Origin of the sequence: Mesorhizobium sp. B2-4-17 (genome assembly GCF_006441275.1) — a bacterium.
Taxonomy (GTDB): domain Bacteria; phylum Pseudomonadota; class Alphaproteobacteria; order Rhizobiales; family Rhizobiaceae; genus Mesorhizobium.
Genome location: NZ_VFUX01000012.1, coordinates 101,928 through 119,988, shown reverse-complemented (window position 1 = coordinate 119,988; position 18,061 = coordinate 101,928). Strand labels below are relative to the sequence as shown.

Genomic DNA, 18,061 nt, shown 5'->3' with positions numbered 1-18,061 from the left:
TGTCCAAGCCTCTGTTGTATCGCTGCCACAGTGAGCTACGCACAGGGCGCGAGATATGCTTCCGTCAGGAAAGGCTGGGCTTACCGGCCGGCTGCTTCCGATCCGACATAGGCGATGCGCAGCATATTGGTCGATCCCGGCGTCCTGAGCGGCACGCCGGCGGTGATGATGACGCGATCGCCCGGCTTGCCGAATTCCTCTTCCAGCGCAATGCGGCAGGCGCGGTTGACCATGTCGTCGAGATCGGTGGCGTCGGGCGAGACGACGCAGTGCGTGCCCCACAGCAGCGACAGCCGTCTGGCCGTGTTGAGGATCGGCGACAGCGCCACGATCGGCACCTGCGGCCGTTCGCGCGCCGCCCGCAGCCCGGTGGTGCCGGACGCGGTATAGGTGATGATCGCCGACAGTTTCAGCGTTTCGGCGATTTCGCGGGCGGCCAGCGAAATCGCGTCCGCCCCGGTCGCTTCCGGCTCAGAGCGCTGGGCGTTGATGATGCCGGCATAGGTCGGGTCGGTTTCGACCTTGGTGGCGATGCGGTTCATCATCGCCACCGCTTCCACGGGATAGGCGCCCGCCGCCGATTCGGCCGACAGCATGATGGCGTCGGCACCCTCGAAGACGGCGATCGAAACGTCGGACACTTCGGCGCGGGTCGGCACCGGCGCGGTGATCATCGATTCCAGCATCTGCGTGGCGATGACCACCGGTTTGCCGGCGCGCCGCGCGGCGCGCGTGATCTGCTTCTGGATGCCGGGCACGGCTTCCAGCGGCATCTCGACGCCAAGGTCGCCACGGGCGACCATCAGCGCGTCGGATAGGTCGATGATCTCGGCCAGCCTGGCAACCGCCTGCGGCTTTTCGATCTTGGCCATGATCAGAGCCCGGCCGCGCGCGATCTTGCGCGCTTCCGCCAGATCCTCCGGCCGCTGCACGAAGGACAGCGCGACCCAGTCGACGCCCGTAGCAAGCACGGCGTCGAGATCCTTGCGGTCCTTCTCGGTCAACGCGCCGACTGGCAGGTCGGTATCGGGCAGGCTGACGCCCTTCTTGTCGGAAATCGTGGTGCCGGCGACGACAGTGCAGGTGATCGACTTGCCGTTGCTCTTCACCGCCTTCAGCTCGAGCTTGCCATCGTCGATCAAAAGGCGATCGCCAGCCTCGACCGAACTCAGGATTTCGGGGTGCGGCAGATAGACCCTGTTCGACGTACCGGGCTCGGGATTGTCGTCGAGCGTGAAGGTCTGGCCGGATGTCAGCACTTCCTTGCCATTGGCGAACTTGCCGACACGCAGCTTGGGGCCCTGCAGGTCGGCCAGGATGCCGATCGGCCGGCCAACCTTTTCCTCGACGGCGCGGATACGGCCCACCAGCGTCCGCATCAGCTCGTGATCGGTGTGGCTCATGTTGATGCGGAACACATCGGCGCCCGCTTCGAACAATTTCTTCAGCATCTCCTCGGAGGAGGAGGCGGGGCCGATTGTGGCTAGGATCTTGACCTTGCGGCTACGTCTCATTGACTATTGATTCCCAGGGTGGCTGGGGCGCCTCCCGTTGCGGGCTCATCGGTCAGCTGGACCATCCAGCTTGCCTGCTCGCCCGTGTCATATTCCTGGAATCCGGCGCGCTGGAAGCCCCGGGCGACGCAGTCGTTTACGCCGGCGATCTTGAACTCTTTTTCAGCCACACACATGTTGATCGGGCCGTCCCAGCGTCCACCACGCTCGGCGTCTTCTGCATAAAGATAGTAAAACCTTGATGACAGCGGCCCTTCGATCAACGTCTTGCAACTCGATCCTTCAATGTGCCACCAGCCCTCGGTGATCCAGCCGGCCTTGGCACGATAGCCAATGCCGACGCCGACCAGGTTCTGCGTGGCGTTGCAGACGCGGAAATCGGCGCGTGCCGGCGAAGCCATGACCATTGCCGACATGCCGACGGTCAGGATCAGGAGCGGCATGGCAAAGGCAGGGCGCATGCGCTGCCTGCCGGCGGAACCCATCCGAAAACCCCTCAAGAACCACATCTGCATCTCTCTGCGCCCTTTTCGGAAAAGTCCGAGCGCATGTCAACGCGCCGTTTTGACCAATTCCAATCGATTTAGGAAGGCTCCCGGCGCGCTTTCCGTCGCCCCTTGCCAGATTTCGGCGGAAACCTTGGCCAAACAACGGCATTGCGCACGCGTCGTCTTCGTGGAATGACGATAGCACCCTCCCCGGAAGCCAGCGAACAGACCATTTCCTGCCAATGACCCGATCCACAGTTTTCGCGCCGTTCGACCTTGTCGAGGGCGACCGCAAGCGAGGCATCGTGCTCCTGGCCGATCATGCCCGCCGCGACCTGCCCGACGACTATGGCAGCCTCGGACTGCCGGCTGCCGAGTTCGACCGCCATATCGCCTATGACATCGGCGTCGAGGCGGTGACGCGCGAACTCGCCGCCTTGCTCGACGTGCCCGCGGTGATCGCCAATTTCTCGCGGCTTTTGATCGACCCCAACCGCGGCGAGGACGATCCGACCCTCATTCGCCAGCTCTATGACGGCACGATCGTGCCGGGAAACTATCCCATGGCGCCGGAGGAACGCGAAAGACGGCTCGACCGCTTTTACCGGCCTTATCACGACGCCGTTGCCGCAATGATCGCTTCGGTCGCGCAGGCTTCCGGGCAGGCGCCGTTCATCTTTTCGGTGCATTCCTTCACGCCGGTCATGCAAGGGATCCAACGTCCTTGGCACGTCGGTATCCTGTGGGACCGGGACGACCGGGTTGCGCGGCCGCTGATCGATATGCTCGGTGAGGATAAGATCCTCGTCGTCGGCGACAATGAACCCTATGACGGCGCGCTGCGCGGCGACACCATGTTCAAGCATGCCATCGTCAACGGCTATGCCCACGCGCTCATCGAGATCCGCCAGGATCTGATATCGGACCAGAAGGGTATCCTCGCCTGGGCCGAGCGCCTGGCCCCGATCGTTGACGCCATCGACCGCCGTGCCGATATACATGTGGTCAGGCAATTCGGCTCGCGCACCGGGCCGGTTTAAGCCGTAAGGAGCTTACGATGACCGAACTCAATGACGAGCAGAAGCGCGACTTCGAGGCCGCGGCCTTCCGCCGGCTGGTCGAGCACCTCAGGGACCGCAGCGATGTGCAGAACATCGACCTGATGAACCTTGCCGGCTTCTGCCGCAATTGCCTGTCGAACTGGTATCGCGAGGCGGCGAATGCCGAGGGCGTCGATCTCAGCAAGGACCAGTCGCGCGAGATCGTCTACGGCATGCCCTATGCCGACTGGCAGGCGCTCAATCAAACCGAAGCTTCGGATGCCAAAAAGGCCGAGTTCGAAGCGAGGCGTCCCAAGGACCACTAGCGAACCTTAGACGGCCACCAGCCTCCGGCACCTACTTCCGACGCGGGACGAAGTTTGCGGCTTCGTCATTCTAGGGCGAAGCAGTCGGGAAGCGACGCGGCGCAGACCCTAGAATCCATTCCGTGACGGCTGCCGAAGAGCACCGCGGTCCAGAATATGATCGTAACGGCGCAACCAGGGAACATTCTGCATCTAGCGGCGCTCCTCGGTCACGGCATGGATCCTCGGGTCTGCGCCGCGTCGCTTCGCTCCTTGCTTCGCCCGGAGAGGCGTTTCTGCCAACCTCCAACGCCGCAGCCTGCCTCGAACGAAACCGACCCCCTGGTCGCTCCCTTTGGTCCAAACACTTCCTTTTGCGCGGTGCTTGACTGAAAATTGAATCGATCTAATTTGCCGCGCAAAGCCATTTTCTGACCGGATTCGCCTTATGAACGCGTCGAACGCCATGCAGACTGCCATTCGCGGGCGATGGGCCGTGGCCGCTGTTTTCCTCGCCAATGGCTTCCTGACCGGCAGTTGGGCGCCGCAGATCCCGGTGTTCCTGACCCGGCTGGACATTTCGAAATTCACGCTCGGCCTGCTGATCCTTTTGTTCGGCGCCGGCGCGGTCACCGCGATGACCTGGTGCGGCCACCTGATCTCCAAACACGGCTCGCGCACCGTGCTGCGCTGGTTCGGTCTCTGCGGCAGCCTCGGCCTGCTGGTCGTGGCGCTGGCGCCCAACGTGCCGCTGGCGGCCATCGCCATGTTCATCTTCGGCGGCTCGATCGGCGGCATGGATGTCGCCATGAACGCCAACGCGGTGGTCGTCGAACGAAAATTGTCCCGCGCAATCATGTCCTCCTCGCACGGCTTCTGGAGTCTCGGCGGCTTCGCCGGCGGAGCGCTTGGCGGCTTCGCCATCCAGAATTATGGCCATCTCGCCCACGCCGCCGTGGTGACGGCGCTTGCCTTCGCGGCAATCGCGGCGGCGGTGCCTCATGTCGTGGCCGAACATAAGCCGCAGGCTGCCGAGCATCACAAATTCACCTTGCCGGCGAATTCGCTCGTCTACCTGATCGGCCTGATGGCGCTGCTGACGATGATTTCCGAAGGTGCCGTGCTCGACTGGGCGGCGCTGTATCTGCGGCAGGAACTCGGCGCCGACCTTGCCGTTGCCGGTCTCGCCTACGCCGCCTTCTCCGGCGTCATGGCGATCATGCGTTTCTTCGGCGATGGCGTGCGTAACCGTTTCGGCGCGGTGACGACACTGCGCGGCTCGGCCGTTGTCGCCGCCACCGGTATGCTGGTCGCCGGCCTGTCGCCCTCGCCCTGGCTCGCCATCGCGGCCTTTGCGCTTTGCGGCTTCGGCATCGCCAACATGGTGCCGATCATCTTTTCGGCCGGCGGCAACCAGGAAGGCATGTCGTCGGGCACCGGCATGAGCGTCGTCACCACCATGGGTTATTCCGGCATTCTGGTGGCGCCGTCGGCGATCGGCTTCGTCGCCGAGCATTTCAGCTTCGGCCCGATCTTCATCGCCATGGCGGGCTTGCTGATCGTCGTGTTGCTGATGGCCGGACTGGCTCACCGGGCCGAATTCGCGCCCGCACCCGCCGAATAGCGCTTCAGTTCCTCATGGAGAAAATCCGCCACGCGGCCGATGCGCACGCTGCCGCGCACATCGCGATGCATGGCGAGCCACATTGGCAGGTTCGGCAGCGGCAGGCCGGGCAGCACCTTCTCCACCAGCGGATCCCGCTCGGCCAGCCGTTGCTGGCCGAGGCCGATACCGTTTTCCCGTCCGCAACGCTTCCCACTCGCCTGCTCGCTGACCGCCTTGCCGCGTTCGAACAGCGGGGCCGGCTTCCGTGAGCGCATAGCGTCTTCGCCCGCGCCGGGACTGCGTGACGCCAGCGCCTCCTCCAACTCCCGATCTGCCGCCAAGCGTCGGCTGAGTGGCGGATAACTTTCGCGCTGCTGCCGACAGGCTGCCGGTTTCCGCCACCATGACGAAGCTCTCGATCGGGTTCTAGTCGATATCATCCATTCAAGAATGAATATCAAGCCTACGTTCATGGCCAATTTCAATTCATCAATGAGGCACTCATATTCGCCATGCAAACAGCGATACGGACTGCAACACCAACCACGAGTACTGACATGACCAAGATCGCAATTCTCGGCGCCAACGGCCGGCTCGGCCGCGTGGTTGCCAAAGCCTTCATCGATGCCGGCTTCGACGTCCGCGCCGTCACCCGCACCGGCAAGGTGCCTGCTGAACTCAAGGGCGCCACGGCGGTTGCCGGTGATGCGCTGGACCGTCAATCGCTGATCCGCGCCACCGAGGGTGTCGATATCGTCTTCAACGGCCTCAGCCCGATCTACACCGACTGGAGCAAATGCTTGCCGATGGCGCGGAACGTCATGGCGGCCTGTTATGCGAACAACGCGCTGCATCTCTTTCCCGGTACCATCTACAATTACGGTTCGCCGATGCCGGCCGTGCTGTCGGAAGACACGCCCTTCCATCCGACGACTGAAAAGGGCCGCATCCGCTGTGCCATGGAAGAGCTGTTCCGCCATGAAGCCGAAGCAGGCCGGGTCCGCACGATTCTTCTGCGGGCCGGCGACTTCTTCGGCGGCACCGGCAGCGGCTCATGGTTCGACCTGATCGTCGCCGCCAAGATGACCAAGGGCATCTACACCGCGCCCGGCCCGGCCGACCTCATGCATGAATGGGCCTATTTGCCGGACTTCGCCGTGGGCTTCGTGGCGCTGGCGCGCAATCTCGACAAGCTCGGCTCCTACGAGGCGCTGAACTTTCCCGGCCACGCGGTCACCGATCTGGAAATCAAGGCCGCCGCCGAGAAAGCACTCGGCCGGCCGCTGAAGATGAGCGCGATGGCGTGGTGGGTGCTGCGCGCCGGCAGCCCGTTCGTGGCAATGTGGCGCGAGATCGTCTCGATGTCCTATCTGCGTTTCGAACCGCATCGGCTGGCCTCGACGCGGCTGGAGGGCATCATCGGTGAGATACCCCATACGCCGCTCGATCAGGCTATCGCCGAAGCCCTCGAGGATATCGGCATCGCCACCGCGAATGGCCATTTGCACGCCGCCTGAATGAGGTTGGCGGGCCAAGTTCGCCCACGCCTCTCCTCGAACCGAAGGCGGCTCAGAGCCGCCCCATCAAAAGCAGCACCAGAACCACCACCAGCACCACACCGACTATGCCCGAAGGTCCGTACCCCCAGGAGCGCGAATGCGGCCAGGCCGGCACCGCACCGATAAGCACAAGGATCAGGACGATGATGACAATGGTGATGATCGGCATGACGAAATCCCCGCTCTGCATTGCTCCCGAGACGATGCTTCGCATTGCTCGTGAGGACAAAATGCAAAAGGCCGCCCGGATGTTCCGTGCGGCCTTTGCCGGTCAGATCGGCAAGCCTGCTTATTCGGCGGCCTTCGGGAAGGCGATGGCCGGCTCGGTGGCCGCCTCCGCTGTCGGCGCGTCCGATGGGATCTCGCCCTTGCCGCGCCGCAACAGCCGGCTGAACCAGCCGCGCCTGGCGCCAGGCTTCACCTTGGCGCGGGTGAACACCATCAGCATCGATGGCGTCACCACCAGTGTCAGGATGGTGGCGAAGGACAGGCCGAAGACGATCGCCGAGGACAGCGATATCCACCACTGCGTCGACGGTGCGTTGATCGTCGTCTCGTGATGGAAGATTTCCAGCCCGAGGCCGAAGGCGATCGGCAGCACACCCAGGATCGCCGACACCGCGGTCAGAACCACCGGTCGCGCACGCTCGCGGCAGGTCTGCAGCACGGCATCCATCTTGTCCCAACCCTCTTCGCGCAGCCGGTCATAAGTGTCGATCAGCACAATGTTGTTGTTCACCACCACGCCGGCCAGCGCGATGACACCGATGCCCGACATGACGATGCCGAATGTCTCGCCTGTTATCAGCAGCCCGAGGAACACGCCGATAGTCGCCATGACCACGCAGGACAGCACCAGCCAGACGCTGGTGAACTTGTTGAACTGCGCCAGCAGCACCAGGAAGATCAGGAAGATCGCTGCGCCAAAAGCCTTGCTTAGGAAGGCACTGGCCTCCGCGCTGTCCTCGTTCGAGCCCGCCAGCTTCCAGCGGATGCCGCTGCCCAGACCCATGTCGGCGACGGCCTTGGTGACCTCCTGCTGTACGGCGGCGACCTGGGCGCCGGCGGCGACGTTGGCCTGCACCACCACGGTGCGCGCGCCGTCGATGCGATGGAGGACGCCGACGCTCGGCTTCGCCTTGCGGACGACGAAGTTGGAGATCGGCACCGATCCTTGCGAGGTCTGCACCCTGAGCTCGTCGAGGGTCGACAGCGTGCGCCGATCCTCCGGCAAGCGCAGGCGGATGTCGACCGCCTTGTCGGCGCCGGCGGGCCGGTATTCCGACAGCTTCAGACCGTTGGTGACGAGCTGCACAACGGTGCCAACCGAGGTCGGGCTGATGCCATACTGGGCAGCCTTGGCACGATCGACCTCGAGCGCCCAGTCGACGCCGGGCGGCGGCAAGCCGTCGGAAATGTCGATGACGCCGGGCACCTTGGCGATGCGCGCCGCCACCGCGCGCGCCTTCTCGTCCAATCCCTTCGGATCGACGGCCGAAAGCCTGATCTGGATCGGCTTGCCGGTCGGCGGGCCAGCTTCCGGCACGCGAACCTCGACGTCGACGCCGGGAATGCCGGCCATGACGCCGCGCAGATCATTCAGGATCTGGTTGGCCGATTTGCGCTCGCGCCAGTCGATGAACTCGTACTGGATGACGCCGACGACGTCCTCGGGCACATCCTGACCGCCGCCCTGGGACTTGCCGACCCGGGTGTAGACGGACTTCACACCCGGCCAGCCGAGCAGCCTGTTTTCCGCGATCTTGGTCGCCGTATCCATTTCGGCGAGCGAAAGGTTGCCGCGGGCATGCACATAGAGCAGTCCGTAATCCGGTTCGACGCTCGGGAAGAACTCGACTCCGGCGCCGTACTTCGAGTAGCCAACGAAGATGCTGGCCAGAAGAACGACGGTGAGCACCATCACCGTAATGGGGAAGCGCACCGCCTGCTTGACGACAGCCATATACCAGCCGTCGCGGCTGTCGTCCTCGTGATGCTCCGGCGCCTTGGCGAAGATCGCGCCCAGCGTCGGCGCGAAAACCAGTGCATAAAGCATCGAGGCCGAAAGCGTGACGATCAGCGTGATCGGCATATACTTCATGAAGTCGCCGATAATGCCTGGCCAGAACAGCAGCGGTGAGAAGGCGGCGATGCGCGTCATGGTCGCTGCGATGACAGGACCGGCCATGCGCTTGGCGGCAAGCGCAAAGGCTTCCTGTTTCGGCATGCCTTCGCTCATCCGTCGTTCGGCGAATTCGGTGACGATAATGGCATCGTCGACCAGCATGCCGACAGCCAGTATGAGGCTGAACAGCACGATCATGTTGATCGTGTAGCCCATCATCGCGAGCAGCAGGATACCGATGAGGAAGGACGACGGAATGGCGAGGCCAATCAGCAGCGAGGCACGGCCCGACAGCGCGTAGAGGATGACGATGAACACCAGGATCACGGCGATCATCACGTGATTCTGCAGATCGCCGAGCAGCTGGTTGACGAAGACCGACTTGTCCTGTGTGTAGGTGACGTGCATCCCCTCGGGCATCGTCTTGACGAAGGCGTCGGACACCTCCCTCACCTTGGTCAGCGTGTCGATCAGATTGGCGCCGATGCGCTTCTTGACTTCGATGGCGATGGCCGGCTTGCCATTGAGGCGCGTGATCGTCGTGGCGTCGGCGAAGGTCGAGCGGATCATCGCGATGTCCTTGGCCTGCACCACGGCATTGGGACCGGCGACCACGGGCAGTGCCGCCACATCCTCGGGGGTTTCGATCAGCGATGGCACCTTGACGGCGTACTTACCCTGCGAACCTTCGATGTTGCCGGCGGCGACGAGGCTGTTCGAGGCGCCGACGGCGCCGATCAGCTGGTCGAGTTGCAAGCCGTAGGAAGACAGTTTCATCGGATCGATGACGACCTCGACAAGATCGTCGCGCGAGCCCTGCAGCGAGCCTTCGAGAACGCCGGGCACTTCCTCGATGCGGTCGCGCAGTTCGCGCGCCGCGGCGGCCAGCACGCGCTCGGGCAGTTCGCCGGATAGCGTGACGACGAGCACCGGGAATTCGGAAACGTTGACCTCGGTGACGACAGGTTCTTCGGCCGCTTGCGGCAGGTCGGCCTTGCCGTCCTGCACCTTGGAGCGTGTATCCTGCAGCGCCGTCGCCAGGTTGGTCTGTGGCTGGAACTCGACCAGCACATAGCCGCCGCCCTGGAAGGCGGCCGAGCGCATTTCCTTGAGGCCCTTCAGGCTTTTCAGCTTGCTTTCCATCGGGCGCAAGAGGAGCCGTTCGGAATCCTCCGGCGAAATGCCCTGGTAGACCAGGCTGACATACATCATCGGAATCGGAACGTCGGGTTCCGCTTCCTTCGGCGTCGACTGATAAGCGACCCAGCCGGCAAGCAGAAGGAAGACCAGCACCGAGATGGTCAGGCGGGCATTGTTGATTGCGAGTCTGACGATATCCATGAATTGGACCTGCTGTTTTCTTCGGAGCGGCGAACTGACCAGGCGCCGGACAAGTCCGCCGCGCTGACGTCGCGCTACTGGGTACCGGCGGTGGCTTCGCCAATCAGCTTGTTGATGGTCGCCTGGTCTGCCTCGACCGGATTGACCTCATCGCCTTCCTTCACCAGTTCCTGACCGGCAACGATGATGCGCGCATCGGCCGGGATGCCGCCAAGCACGAGCCCGGTCGGCGTGTCGTCGACCAGGTCGATCGGGAAGAACGCCACCTTGTTGTCCTTGCCCACGGCGCGGATGCCCAGATCGCCCTTGTCGCCGAGCGTCACTACCGAACGCGGCAGCATGATCGCGTCGGTCGGCAAGGCGCTGAGACCGATCTCTGCGGTCATGCCGGCGGGAACGCTGCCATCGGCATTGGGGATGGCGATTTCGACGCGGAAGGTGCGGGTCGCCGACGAGGCATCGCGGCTGATGTAGCGCACGGTGCCTTCGACGGTCTGGCCGTTGACCAGCCGCACGCTGGCCTTGTCACCTAGCTTGAGGTAGCCGAGATCGCGCTCGCTGATTTCGCCACGGGCGATGATCGGATCAAGCTTGAGGATGGTTGCCACCTCGCCGCCCTGCATGACGGAGCTGCCGAGTTCCACCGGCACCCGGTCGATGACGCCGTCGAACGGCGCCTTGACTTCGTTGCGGTCGAGTTCGGCCTGCGCGGTATCGAGCTGGGACTGCGCCTGGGTGAGGTTCGAGCGAGCGGTGTCAAGCTGCAGCTTGGGCAAATTGCCGGTCTTGGCCAGCCGCTCGGCGGCATCGAGCTCTGCCTTGCGCTGCGCCACAAGCTGCTTGGCGTTGTCGACCATCGAGATCTTCTCCTCCGCCGCCAGCATCAGCACCAGATCGCCTGTCTTGACGTGCTGGCCCTGCTTCACCGGCAGCTTGTCGATGACGCCGGCGACGCGCGTTGCAAGCACCGCGCGCTTGTCGGCCTCGGTTAGCCCGGAGATACGGATGGCGCGTGCATAAGTCTTGCGCGGCGGCGTCACCACGGCGACCGTGCGAAGCGGCGCCTTCGGCTCGGCTACCGTCTTCGGCTTGCCTGCGTCCGGCGCCTTGCCCTGCTCGACTTCGGCTGCCTTGGCCTTGTTCGCCGCGACGCTGCCGACCGACGAGAACTCGCCTGTCGCCATCCAGGCTGCGAAGCCAATGAGCACAACAATGGCTGCAAGCTTGTGAAACCTGATTCTCGGCATCGTCATTTTTCCGTTGCGGGTTCGGCCAGCACCGCGCCTCCGCAGCGCGGGCGCATCGCCGATATGGGTGCGCGCCTGACCCTGTTCAATTTGCCGTGAACGGCGAGCGCGCTTTCTACATCAAAGTCGCACCGCGATATAGTGCGAAAGTTGCAGCAGCATTGCGTAGCCGGACAAAGGTGTGACCGCCGCGATACTGTTCTTGATCCGCTAAAATACCTGCTCGGCCGACACACAGTCGGCTCACGGTCCGCCCCTCATCTCCTGCCCCGAATGACCGCTCTGTCATTGCCAACGGGGCAGCACCGCATTCCCGCGGAACCGTCGCCATCTTGCGCGGGCTTTTGATCGGGATGTGGATTTCGGTCGACGGGCCGGATCATTTCCGATCGGCGAACGCTATCAGATTTCGGCAACGGCGATCCCAACCAACAAATTGGAATTGCTCGCAAAAATGGCGGGACATGCCACTCAAGTTGGGATTTGCGCCAAGCCGTCCGTCAACGTTTAGCCTACCATCAAGAACGTCAACGCGCCCGGCAATGGGGTGTGTCGGATCACCGCGGCCCGAAGCCAGCGACATGGCGTTGACCACGGCGCGGCTGCGGAAACTCCGTGCCATTCGCAAGCCTGGTGTCGACCGATCCGCTCATCATTTCCCGGCAGCAGTGCGTGACGGTGCGCGGCAGCATTGGCGTGTCGGTGGCAGCAGGCGTCAGCATGATGATGTGATCATCACACGCGCTGGTTGTCACTTGCCCATTGTCCATGGACGCTACGCGGATCCGGAAAAACTCGCCGATGGTCCTGATCGATGCGGCACCCCTCGCGCGACAACCGGGCAGTGCCGGACGGCGGCCCGGCTATCGCGCTCTTTGGCGGCTGATGGGTTCAGGCCCGGCGGCGTTCTGCTTCCGGGGTCTTGCGTGCGGCAAGAAACTCCTTGACCCGCCGACCAGGCGCCGGGCCGCGCACCGGCTTGAAACCGTCGTCCAGTTCGCCCGAGAGATCGAGCGTTGCATGCTTGCCGACGGCATCGTAGTTCTCCTCCAGCCAGTCGCTGGCGGCGGTGCGGCCGAGGTCGCGCAGATAGGTCAGGAACGCCCATTCGGCGTTGATCTTGGACGAGGCCGACAGGTCCTTGAACGCCTCATCGGCATCAATGCGGTGCATGCGGATGTCGCGATATTCGCCATGCGGCAGCCGGCCGGCGGCGATCAGTTCCTTGACGAAGGCGATCGAGCGGAATTCGCGCAGCAGCCCGGCATTGAAGGTGATCTCGTCGATTCGGTTCTGGATCTCGTTGGCGCTCTTGGGCGTCCCCTCGCGCACCACAGGGTTGATCTGCACCAGAAGCACGTCCTCGGTCGCCGCCGTCTTGAAGAACGGGTAAAGCGCCGGATTGCCGCCATAGCCGCCATCCCAATAGGGCACACCCTTGATCTCCACGGCGCGGAACAGTTGCGGCAGGCAGGCCGAGGCCATCACCGTGTCGAGGTCGATCTCGCCGTCGGAGAATACCCGCAACTGTCCTGTCTCGACATTGGTGGCGGAGATGAACAGTTCGATCGACTTGCAGGCGCGGACATTGCCGAAATCGATCTCTCGCGCCACCACATCGCGCAGCGGATTGAGGCCGAGCGGATTGGCGACATAGGGCGAGAACACTCGAGACATGGTGTCGAAGAAGACATAGCCGGGCGTGTTCTCGATCGACCAGTTGCCCCAGGCGACATCCCAGGGCATGCGCTGCACCGGGCTGAAGCGGCCCTTCGCCGCCACCGCGCGCCAGAAATCGTCAAGCTTCTTGCGCGCGCCCTCGACCCCGCCTCTGACAAAACCATCGGCCAGCGCCACCGCGTTCATGGCGCCGGCGCTGGTGCCGGAGACAGCCGCGATCTCCAGCCGCCCATCCTCCAGCAGCCGGTCGAGCACACCCCAGGAAAAGGCCCCGTGCGAGCCGCCGCCCTGAAGGGCGATGTTGATCTTCTTCTTTTCCTCCGCCTTGCCGTTCTTCGTCATGGCGTCCCTGTCATCCTGATGATCCAGCATGCCCCAACGTCGTCGAAGGATGCGGTTGCCGGCAGTTTATGTTGCAGTGCAGCATATAAGGATGGACCAAGGCAAGAACACGAACACGGTCGCGTGATCACATGAAATTTTCAGCCATGCGGAAAAGCCCCTCCGCTTCAACGCGAAGAGGCGTTCTGTTCGAAACCGACATGGAGCCTAGGCGACGAGATCCGGCACCGGGCCGACATAGCGTGACTGCGGACGGATCAGGCGTCCGGTCGTCTGCTACTCGCGCGCATGCGCGACCCAGCCGGCCACGCGCCCCGCGGCAAAGACATTGCTGAAGGATCGCGGCGGGAAACCCGCCGCTTCCAGCACCAGCGCTGTATAGAACTCGACATTGGTCTGCAGCGAGCGCTGCGGCTTGGCGATCCGAAGCACCTCGAGCGCCGTTTGCTCGACCGTCTCCGCGAAGGCCAGCCGGCGGCCGGTTTCGCCCTCTCCGCCAAGCTGGCGAACGACCGCCTTCAGCACATCGGCGCGCGGATCGCGCACGCGGTAGATGCGATGGCCGAAGCCCATGATGCGCTCGCCACGCGCGATCTCGTCGCGCAGCCAGACGGCCGCGTCCCCATGCGCCTGGATGGCATCGAGCATCTCGATCACCGGGCCGGGCGCGCCGCCATGCAGCGGCCCCTTCAGCGCGCCTAGGCCTGCCAGCACCGACGATGTCAGGCCGGCCAATGTCGAAGCGACGACGCGGGTGGCGAAGGTCGACGCATTGAAGCCGTGGTCGCAGACGGTCACCAGATAGGTGTCGAGCGCCTTGGCAAGATCAGGCGAAGGATCGGAACCCCTCAGCATCCGCAGCATGTCGGCGGCATGATCGGCCTTGCTGTCTGGAGCGATCGGCTGCTCGCCGCGTCCCAGACGCAGGAGCGCTGGCGTCAGCACGGCGGGTGCCGCGATCAGCAGCAAGGCATCCGCCAGCGTCTCGCCATCCGGCACCAGCGCCATGCCGGCGCGCATGGCGCTATAGACATCAAGCGGGGCCAGCAGGGGCAGCGAAGGCAGGAGCCGGTCGAACACCTCGATGCGCGCCTTGCCCAGTCTCGCCGCCAGATCGGCGTCACCAGGTAAATCGTCGAAGAACCCGTCCAGCAGCAGATGCACGACCTGCGGATAGCTCCATCGCCCGGCGAGTTCCGGCAGGGAATGACCCCGGATCGTCAGGCGGCCACCCAGGCCATCCACGTCGGACAGCACGGTTTCAGCCGCCACCACATCATCGAGCCCATTCGCCATGGCCTTGTCTCCTTGAAGCTTTTCCCGATGGGAGATAAGGATGGGCGGCATAAGCATCAATCTTGATCAATAGAATCAATATCAGGGCTGGATATGTCCGAATGGTTGTCGCGGGAAGAGGCGCTGGAAAGGCTTCGGGTGAAACCGCAGACGCTCTACGCCTATGTCAGCCGCGGGCGCATCGGCATGCGCCCCGACCGCGCCGATCCGCGCCGCAGCCAATATCGCGCCGACGATATCGCAGCGCTGGCAACCCGCCGGGCGCGCGGGCGCAGCCCCTCGGCCATCGCCGAAAGCGCCATCGCCTGGGGCGAGCCGTCGGTCGTCACCTCGATCTCCACCGTGTGGCACGGTCACCTCATCTATCGGGGCCGGGACGCCGTTGCGCTGTCCGACCATGCTACGCTCGAAGAGACCGCCGCCCTGCTTTGGGCCCTGCCTGAACCGGTCCGTTTCGAAGCACCGGCGCAAGACGCGTCAGGCCAGCTCGGTCGAGCCCCGGCCTTTGCGCAGCTTGCCGTGCTGGCCGGCCAAGGGCGGCCTTCGCTTGGACGCAGCGCCGCCTCGCTGTGCACGGATGCCGCGCACGCGATCGGCGTGCTGGCCGGCGCCCTCGGTGCCTCGGCGGGGCCGGATCCGGTCCATCGGCGATTGGCGCGGGGCTGGTCGGTCGATGATGGCGGCGCGGAAGCGATCCGCCGTGCCCTTGTCCTGCTCGCCGACCACGAACTCAACGCATCGACCTTTGCCACCCGCGTCGCGGCATCCACGGGGGCCTCGCCCGCCGCTTGCCTGCTGGCGGGCCTGGCGACACTGTCCGGCCCGCGCCACGGCGGCGCCGGCGAGGCGGTGATGCAACTCGCGGAAGATGCGGCACGACACGGCGCCGATGCCGCGATCCGGCGCTGGCTCGGCCATGACCGGCCGCTGCCGGGGTTCGGCCACCAGCTCTATCCCGAGGGCGACCCTCGAGCTACGGCACTGCTGGCGGCCATCGACAACACCGATGAGACATTGCGGTCGCTGGTAGGCGCCGCCATTGCCGCGACCGGCGCCCGACCGAACATCGATTTTGCCCTGGCCGTGCTGACGCGCGGCCTCGGCTTGCCGCGCGATGCACCGTTTCAGCTGTTCGCGCTCGCACGCAGCGTCGGCTGGGCCGCGCATATGGTCGAACAGATCGTGAGCGGCAGCATCATCCGACCGCGCGGCCGCTATGAGGGATTGTTGCCGTAAACGCGTGACGCTATGCGCTTACGACATCGTGTCGAGTTTGCGCTGCATGGCCGCGATCTGGTCCTTCAGCTGCTGCAAATCGTCGGGTTTTTCCGGCGCTTCCTTCCTCGCCGGTTCGGCGGGGGCCGCGGCCGGTGCCGAGCCCGCCGGCGGAAATGGCGTGAACAGCCGCATTGCGTTCTGGAACATTTCCATGTTGCGGCGCGTCTGTTCCTCCAGCGCCTTCATCGGCGTCGCCATCTTCATCACGTCCAATGGCGATTTGCCGATGGCGCCCTTCATCTGCTCGCGGAACCGCTCCTGCTCCTTGGAGAAGGCGATCATCGACTGTTCAAGGAAGCTCGGCACGATCATCTGCATCTGGTCGCCGTAGAAAGCGATCAGCTGGCGCAGGAACGGGATCGGCAGCATGTTCTGCCCCTCCTTGTTCTCCAGCTCGAAAATGATCTGGGTCAGCACCGGATGCGTGATGTCGTCGCCGGTCTTGGCGTCCTGGACGGTGAACTCCTCGCCCTTCTTGACCATCTCGGCCAGATCCTCGAGCGTCACATACGTGCTCGTCCCCGTATTGTAGAGGCGGCGATTGGCGTATTTCTTGATAATGATCGGATCGTCTTTCGCGGCCATCTGCATCCTCCCCGGACACCGGCGCGCCTGAGTAAGCAGCCGGTAACGATTGCGCCCTTTTTGAGGATATGCGCAAAAGCCTCATAATTCCAAGCAGTTTGTGCAGTGCGGGATCACATAATGCTGCATAGCGGGCAAAATATGCTGCGCAGCAGCGGCCAGGCCAGCGGCGCGGCGGCGCGCGCCCTGCTTGCGACGCATGGGCGCCATGCCGATTTCCGGTTTGACTTGAGATTGGGAAAGGGCAAGAAAAGTCCTCAACGACAGAACATCAGCTTGAGGTCTGGAGAACAAAATGTCCGATTCCATCGTCATTGCCAGTGCCGCGCGCACGGCCGTCGGTTCCTTCAACGGCGCTTTCGCCGCCACGCCCGCCCATGAACTGGGCGCCATCGTCATCAAGGAATTGCTGTCGCGTGCCGGCGTCGAAGCGGCCGAGGTCGACGAGGTCATCCTCGGTCAGGTGCTGACCGCCGCTCAGGGGCAGAACCCGGCCCGGCAGGCCTCGATCATCGCCGGCCTGCCCAAGGAGACCACCGCCTGGGGCCTCAACCAGGTGTGCGGCTCGGGCCTGCGCGCCATTGCGCTCGGCATGCAGCAGATCGCCGCCGGCGACGCCAGGGTGATCATCGCCGGCGGCCAGGAATCGATGTCGCTGTCGCCGCACGCCGAGCACCTGCGCGCCGGCGTCAAGATGGGTGACTACAAGATGATCGACACCATGATCAAGGACGGGCTGTGGGATGCCTTCAACGGCTATCACATGGGCAACACCGCCGAAAACGTCGCCCGCCAGTTCCAGATCACCCGCGACGATCAGGACCAGTTCGCGTTGGCCTCGCAGAACAAGGCCGAGGCCGCGCAGAAGGCCGGCAAGTTCAAGGACGAGATCGTCGCCTTCACCATCAAGGGCAGGAAGGGCGACACCGTCGTCGACCAGGACGAATACATTCGCCACGGCGCGACGCTCGACGCCATGACCAAGCTGAAGCCGGCCTTCGACAAGGACGGCACCGTGACCGCCGCCAACGCATCCGGCATCAATGACGGTGCGGCCGGCGCGCTGCTGATGAGCGAAGCGGAAGCCGTCAAGCGCGGCATCACTCCGCTGGCGCGCATCGCGTCCTGGGCAACCGCTGGCGTCGATCCGGCGATCATGGGCACCGGACCCATTCCCGCCTCGCGCAAGGCCCTGGAAAAGGCCGGCTGGTCGGTTGGTGATCTTGACCTTGTCGAGGCCAATGAGGCTTTCGCGGCGCAGGCCTGCGCCGTCAACAAGGACATGGGCTGGGATCCCTCGATCGTCAACGTCAATGGCGGCGCTATCGCCATCGGCCATCCGATCGGCGCCTCGGGCGCCCGCATCTTCAACACCCTGGTTTACGAGATGCGCCGCAGAGGCGCCAAGAAGGGTCTTGCCACCCTGTGCATCGGCGGCGGCATGGGCGTCGCCATGTGCTTGGAAGCGCTCTGATAAATCAACGAACGGGCGGCGTCAATGCACGTCGCCCAAAAGTGCGCAGCGGTTTTGGGAGGCCGACATGCATCAAGAAAAAGAGCTAAGCGCAGCGCCTGAATTTACTTCAGGCGACGCGCTTTAGCCGCCCGTTCCATATCCAGTGCCTGCCAAGCCCGCCAACAGGGCGATATCCAAA

14 protein-coding genes and 2 pseudogenes are annotated in these 18,061 nt (G+C 64.1%); 6 read left to right on the top strand and 10 right to left on the bottom strand.

All coding sequences use genetic code 11. The features are described 5' to 3' along the window. Positions 1–80: 80 nt before the first annotated feature. Positions 81–1,514: a pyruvate kinase gene (gene pyk / locus FJ548_RS11850; protein ID WP_140608201.1), complete on the bottom strand. Its 1,434-nt coding sequence runs from the start codon at positions 1,512–1,514 to the stop codon at positions 81–83. Continuing rightward, positions 1,511–1,975, bottom strand: coding sequence for a DUF1036 domain-containing protein (locus tag FJ548_RS11845; protein WP_181168781.1), 465 nt, complete (start codon positions 1,973–1,975; stop codon positions 1,511–1,513). Before FJ548_RS11845 ends, pyk begins: the two co-directional genes overlap by 4 nt. A gap of 269 nt (positions 1,976–2,244) precedes the next feature. Here FJ548_RS11845 and FJ548_RS11840 point away from each other — a divergent pair, with 269 nt between their 5' ends. The 3 genes from FJ548_RS11840 (at position 2,245) to FJ548_RS11830 (ending at position 4,971) form a co-directional block, all read left to right on the top strand. After that, positions 2,245–3,042 carry an N-formylglutamate amidohydrolase gene (locus FJ548_RS11840; protein ID WP_140777949.1) on the top strand — a complete coding sequence of 266 codons (798 nt, stop codon included), beginning with the start codon at positions 2,245–2,247 and terminating at the stop codon, positions 3,040–3,042. 17 nt (positions 3,043–3,059) lie between these two features. Further along, positions 3,060–3,368 (top strand): DUF1244 domain-containing protein, encoded by a 309-nt coding sequence (locus FJ548_RS11835; RefSeq protein ID WP_140608207.1) that lies wholly within the window; start codon positions 3,060–3,062, stop codon positions 3,366–3,368. A 427-nt stretch (positions 3,369–3,795) separates the two neighbouring features. Continuing rightward, positions 3,796–4,971 (top strand): MFS transporter, encoded by a 1,176-nt coding sequence (locus FJ548_RS11830; protein WP_140608209.1) that lies wholly within the window; start codon positions 3,796–3,798, stop codon positions 4,969–4,971. Here FJ548_RS11830 and FJ548_RS11825 read toward each other — a convergent pair. Further along, positions 4,935–5,358, bottom strand: a pseudogene (locus FJ548_RS11825) (hypothetical protein). The gene FJ548_RS11830 and the pseudogene FJ548_RS11825 sit on opposite strands and share 37 nt — an antisense overlap. A gap of 152 nt (positions 5,359–5,510) precedes the next feature. Between FJ548_RS11825 and FJ548_RS11820 the strand changes: the two are divergent. Further along, positions 5,511–6,470 (top strand): SDR family oxidoreductase, encoded by a 960-nt coding sequence (locus FJ548_RS11820; protein WP_140608211.1) that lies wholly within the window; start codon positions 5,511–5,513, stop codon positions 6,468–6,470. A gap of 52 nt (positions 6,471–6,522) precedes the next feature. Here FJ548_RS11820 and FJ548_RS11815 read toward each other — a convergent pair whose 3' ends face one another. The 5 genes and pseudogenes from FJ548_RS11815 to FJ548_RS11795 form a co-directional block, all read right to left on the bottom strand. Next, positions 6,523–6,681, bottom strand: a complete 159-nt coding sequence (locus tag FJ548_RS11815) for a DUF3309 family protein (RefSeq protein ID WP_140608213.1) — start codon at positions 6,679–6,681, stop codon at positions 6,523–6,525. Positions 6,682–6,801: 120 nt separating this feature from the next. After that, a complete protein-coding gene (locus FJ548_RS11810; RefSeq protein ID WP_140777948.1) occupies positions 6,802–9,978 on the bottom strand; it encodes an efflux RND transporter permease subunit in 3,177 nt (1,058 codons plus the stop codon). Positions 9,979–10,052: 74 nt separating this feature from the next. Continuing rightward, positions 10,053–11,225, bottom strand: coding sequence for an efflux RND transporter periplasmic adaptor subunit (locus FJ548_RS11805; RefSeq protein ID WP_140694961.1), 1,173 nt, complete (start codon positions 11,223–11,225; stop codon positions 10,053–10,055). An 891-nt stretch (positions 11,226–12,116) separates the two neighbouring features. Then, entirely contained in the window at positions 12,117–13,247 is a 1,131-nt protein-coding gene (locus FJ548_RS11800) for a patatin-like phospholipase family protein (protein ID WP_140608404.1), read from the bottom strand. 279 nt (positions 13,248–13,526) lie between these two features. Next, positions 13,527–14,543 (bottom strand): annotated as a pseudogene (locus FJ548_RS11795) (citrate synthase/methylcitrate synthase); the annotation flags it as partial. Between the two features lie 93 nt (positions 14,544–14,636). Between FJ548_RS11795 and FJ548_RS11790 the strand changes: the two are divergent. Then, positions 14,637–15,779 (top strand): citrate/2-methylcitrate synthase, encoded by a 1,143-nt coding sequence (locus tag FJ548_RS11790; protein WP_140777947.1) that lies wholly within the window; start codon positions 14,637–14,639, stop codon positions 15,777–15,779. An 18-nt stretch (positions 15,780–15,797) separates the two neighbouring features. Here the strand turns inward: FJ548_RS11790 and phaR are convergent, their stop codons facing one another. Further along, entirely contained in the window at positions 15,798–16,406 is a 609-nt protein-coding gene (phaR, locus tag FJ548_RS11785; protein WP_140608223.1) for a polyhydroxyalkanoate synthesis repressor PhaR, read from the bottom strand. A gap of 81 nt (positions 16,407–16,487) precedes the next feature. Continuing rightward, positions 16,488–16,715: a hypothetical protein gene (locus FJ548_RS11780; protein ID WP_140777946.1), complete on the bottom strand. Its 228-nt coding sequence runs from the start codon at positions 16,713–16,715 to the stop codon at positions 16,488–16,490. On the opposite strand from FJ548_RS11780, the gene FJ548_RS11775 reads away from it, so the two are divergent. Further along, positions 16,702–17,880 carry an acetyl-CoA C-acetyltransferase gene (locus FJ548_RS11775; RefSeq protein ID WP_140777945.1) on the top strand — a complete coding sequence of 393 codons (1,179 nt, stop codon included), beginning with the start codon at positions 16,702–16,704 and terminating at the stop codon, positions 17,878–17,880. The genes FJ548_RS11780 and FJ548_RS11775 overlap by 14 nt on opposite strands. Positions 17,881–18,061 lie beyond the last annotated feature (181 nt).

Coding starts and splice junctions, on each gene's coding strand:
- pyk (WP_140608201.1), bottom strand. CDS start 1,514: ATGAGACGTAGCCGCAAGGTCAAGATCCTAGCCACAATCGGCCCCGCC.
- FJ548_RS11845 (WP_181168781.1), bottom strand. CDS start 1,975: ATGCGCCCTGCCTTTGCCATGCCGCTCCTGATCCTGACCGTCGGCATG.
- FJ548_RS11840 (WP_140777949.1), top strand. CDS start 2,245: ATGACCCGATCCACAGTTTTCGCGCCGTTCGACCTTGTCGAGGGCGAC.
- FJ548_RS11835 (WP_140608207.1), top strand. CDS start 3,060: ATGACCGAACTCAATGACGAGCAGAAGCGCGACTTCGAGGCCGCGGCC.
- FJ548_RS11830 (WP_140608209.1), top strand. CDS start 3,796: ATGAACGCGTCGAACGCCATGCAGACTGCCATTCGCGGGCGATGGGCC.
- FJ548_RS11820 (WP_140608211.1), top strand. CDS start 5,511: ATGACCAAGATCGCAATTCTCGGCGCCAACGGCCGGCTCGGCCGCGTG.
- FJ548_RS11815 (WP_140608213.1), bottom strand. CDS start 6,681: ATGCCGATCATCACCATTGTCATCATCGTCCTGATCCTTGTGCTTATC.
- FJ548_RS11810 (WP_140777948.1), bottom strand. CDS start 9,978: ATGGATATCGTCAGACTCGCAATCAACAATGCCCGCCTGACCATCTCG.
- FJ548_RS11805 (WP_140694961.1), bottom strand. CDS start 11,225: ATGCCGAGAATCAGGTTTCACAAGCTTGCAGCCATTGTTGTGCTCATT.
- FJ548_RS11800 (WP_140608404.1), bottom strand. CDS start 13,247: ATGACGAAGAACGGCAAGGCGGAGGAAAAGAAGAAGATCAACATCGCC.
- FJ548_RS11790 (WP_140777947.1), top strand. CDS start 14,637: ATGTCCGAATGGTTGTCGCGGGAAGAGGCGCTGGAAAGGCTTCGGGTG.
- phaR (WP_140608223.1), bottom strand. CDS start 16,406: ATGGCCGCGAAAGACGATCCGATCATTATCAAGAAATACGCCAATCGC.
- FJ548_RS11775 (WP_140777945.1), top strand. CDS start 16,702: ATGTCCGATTCCATCGTCATTGCCAGTGCCGCGCGCACGGCCGTCGGT.
- FJ548_RS11780 (WP_140777946.1), bottom strand. CDS start 16,715: ATGGAATCGGACATTTTGTTCTCCAGACCTCAAGCTGATGTTCTGTCG.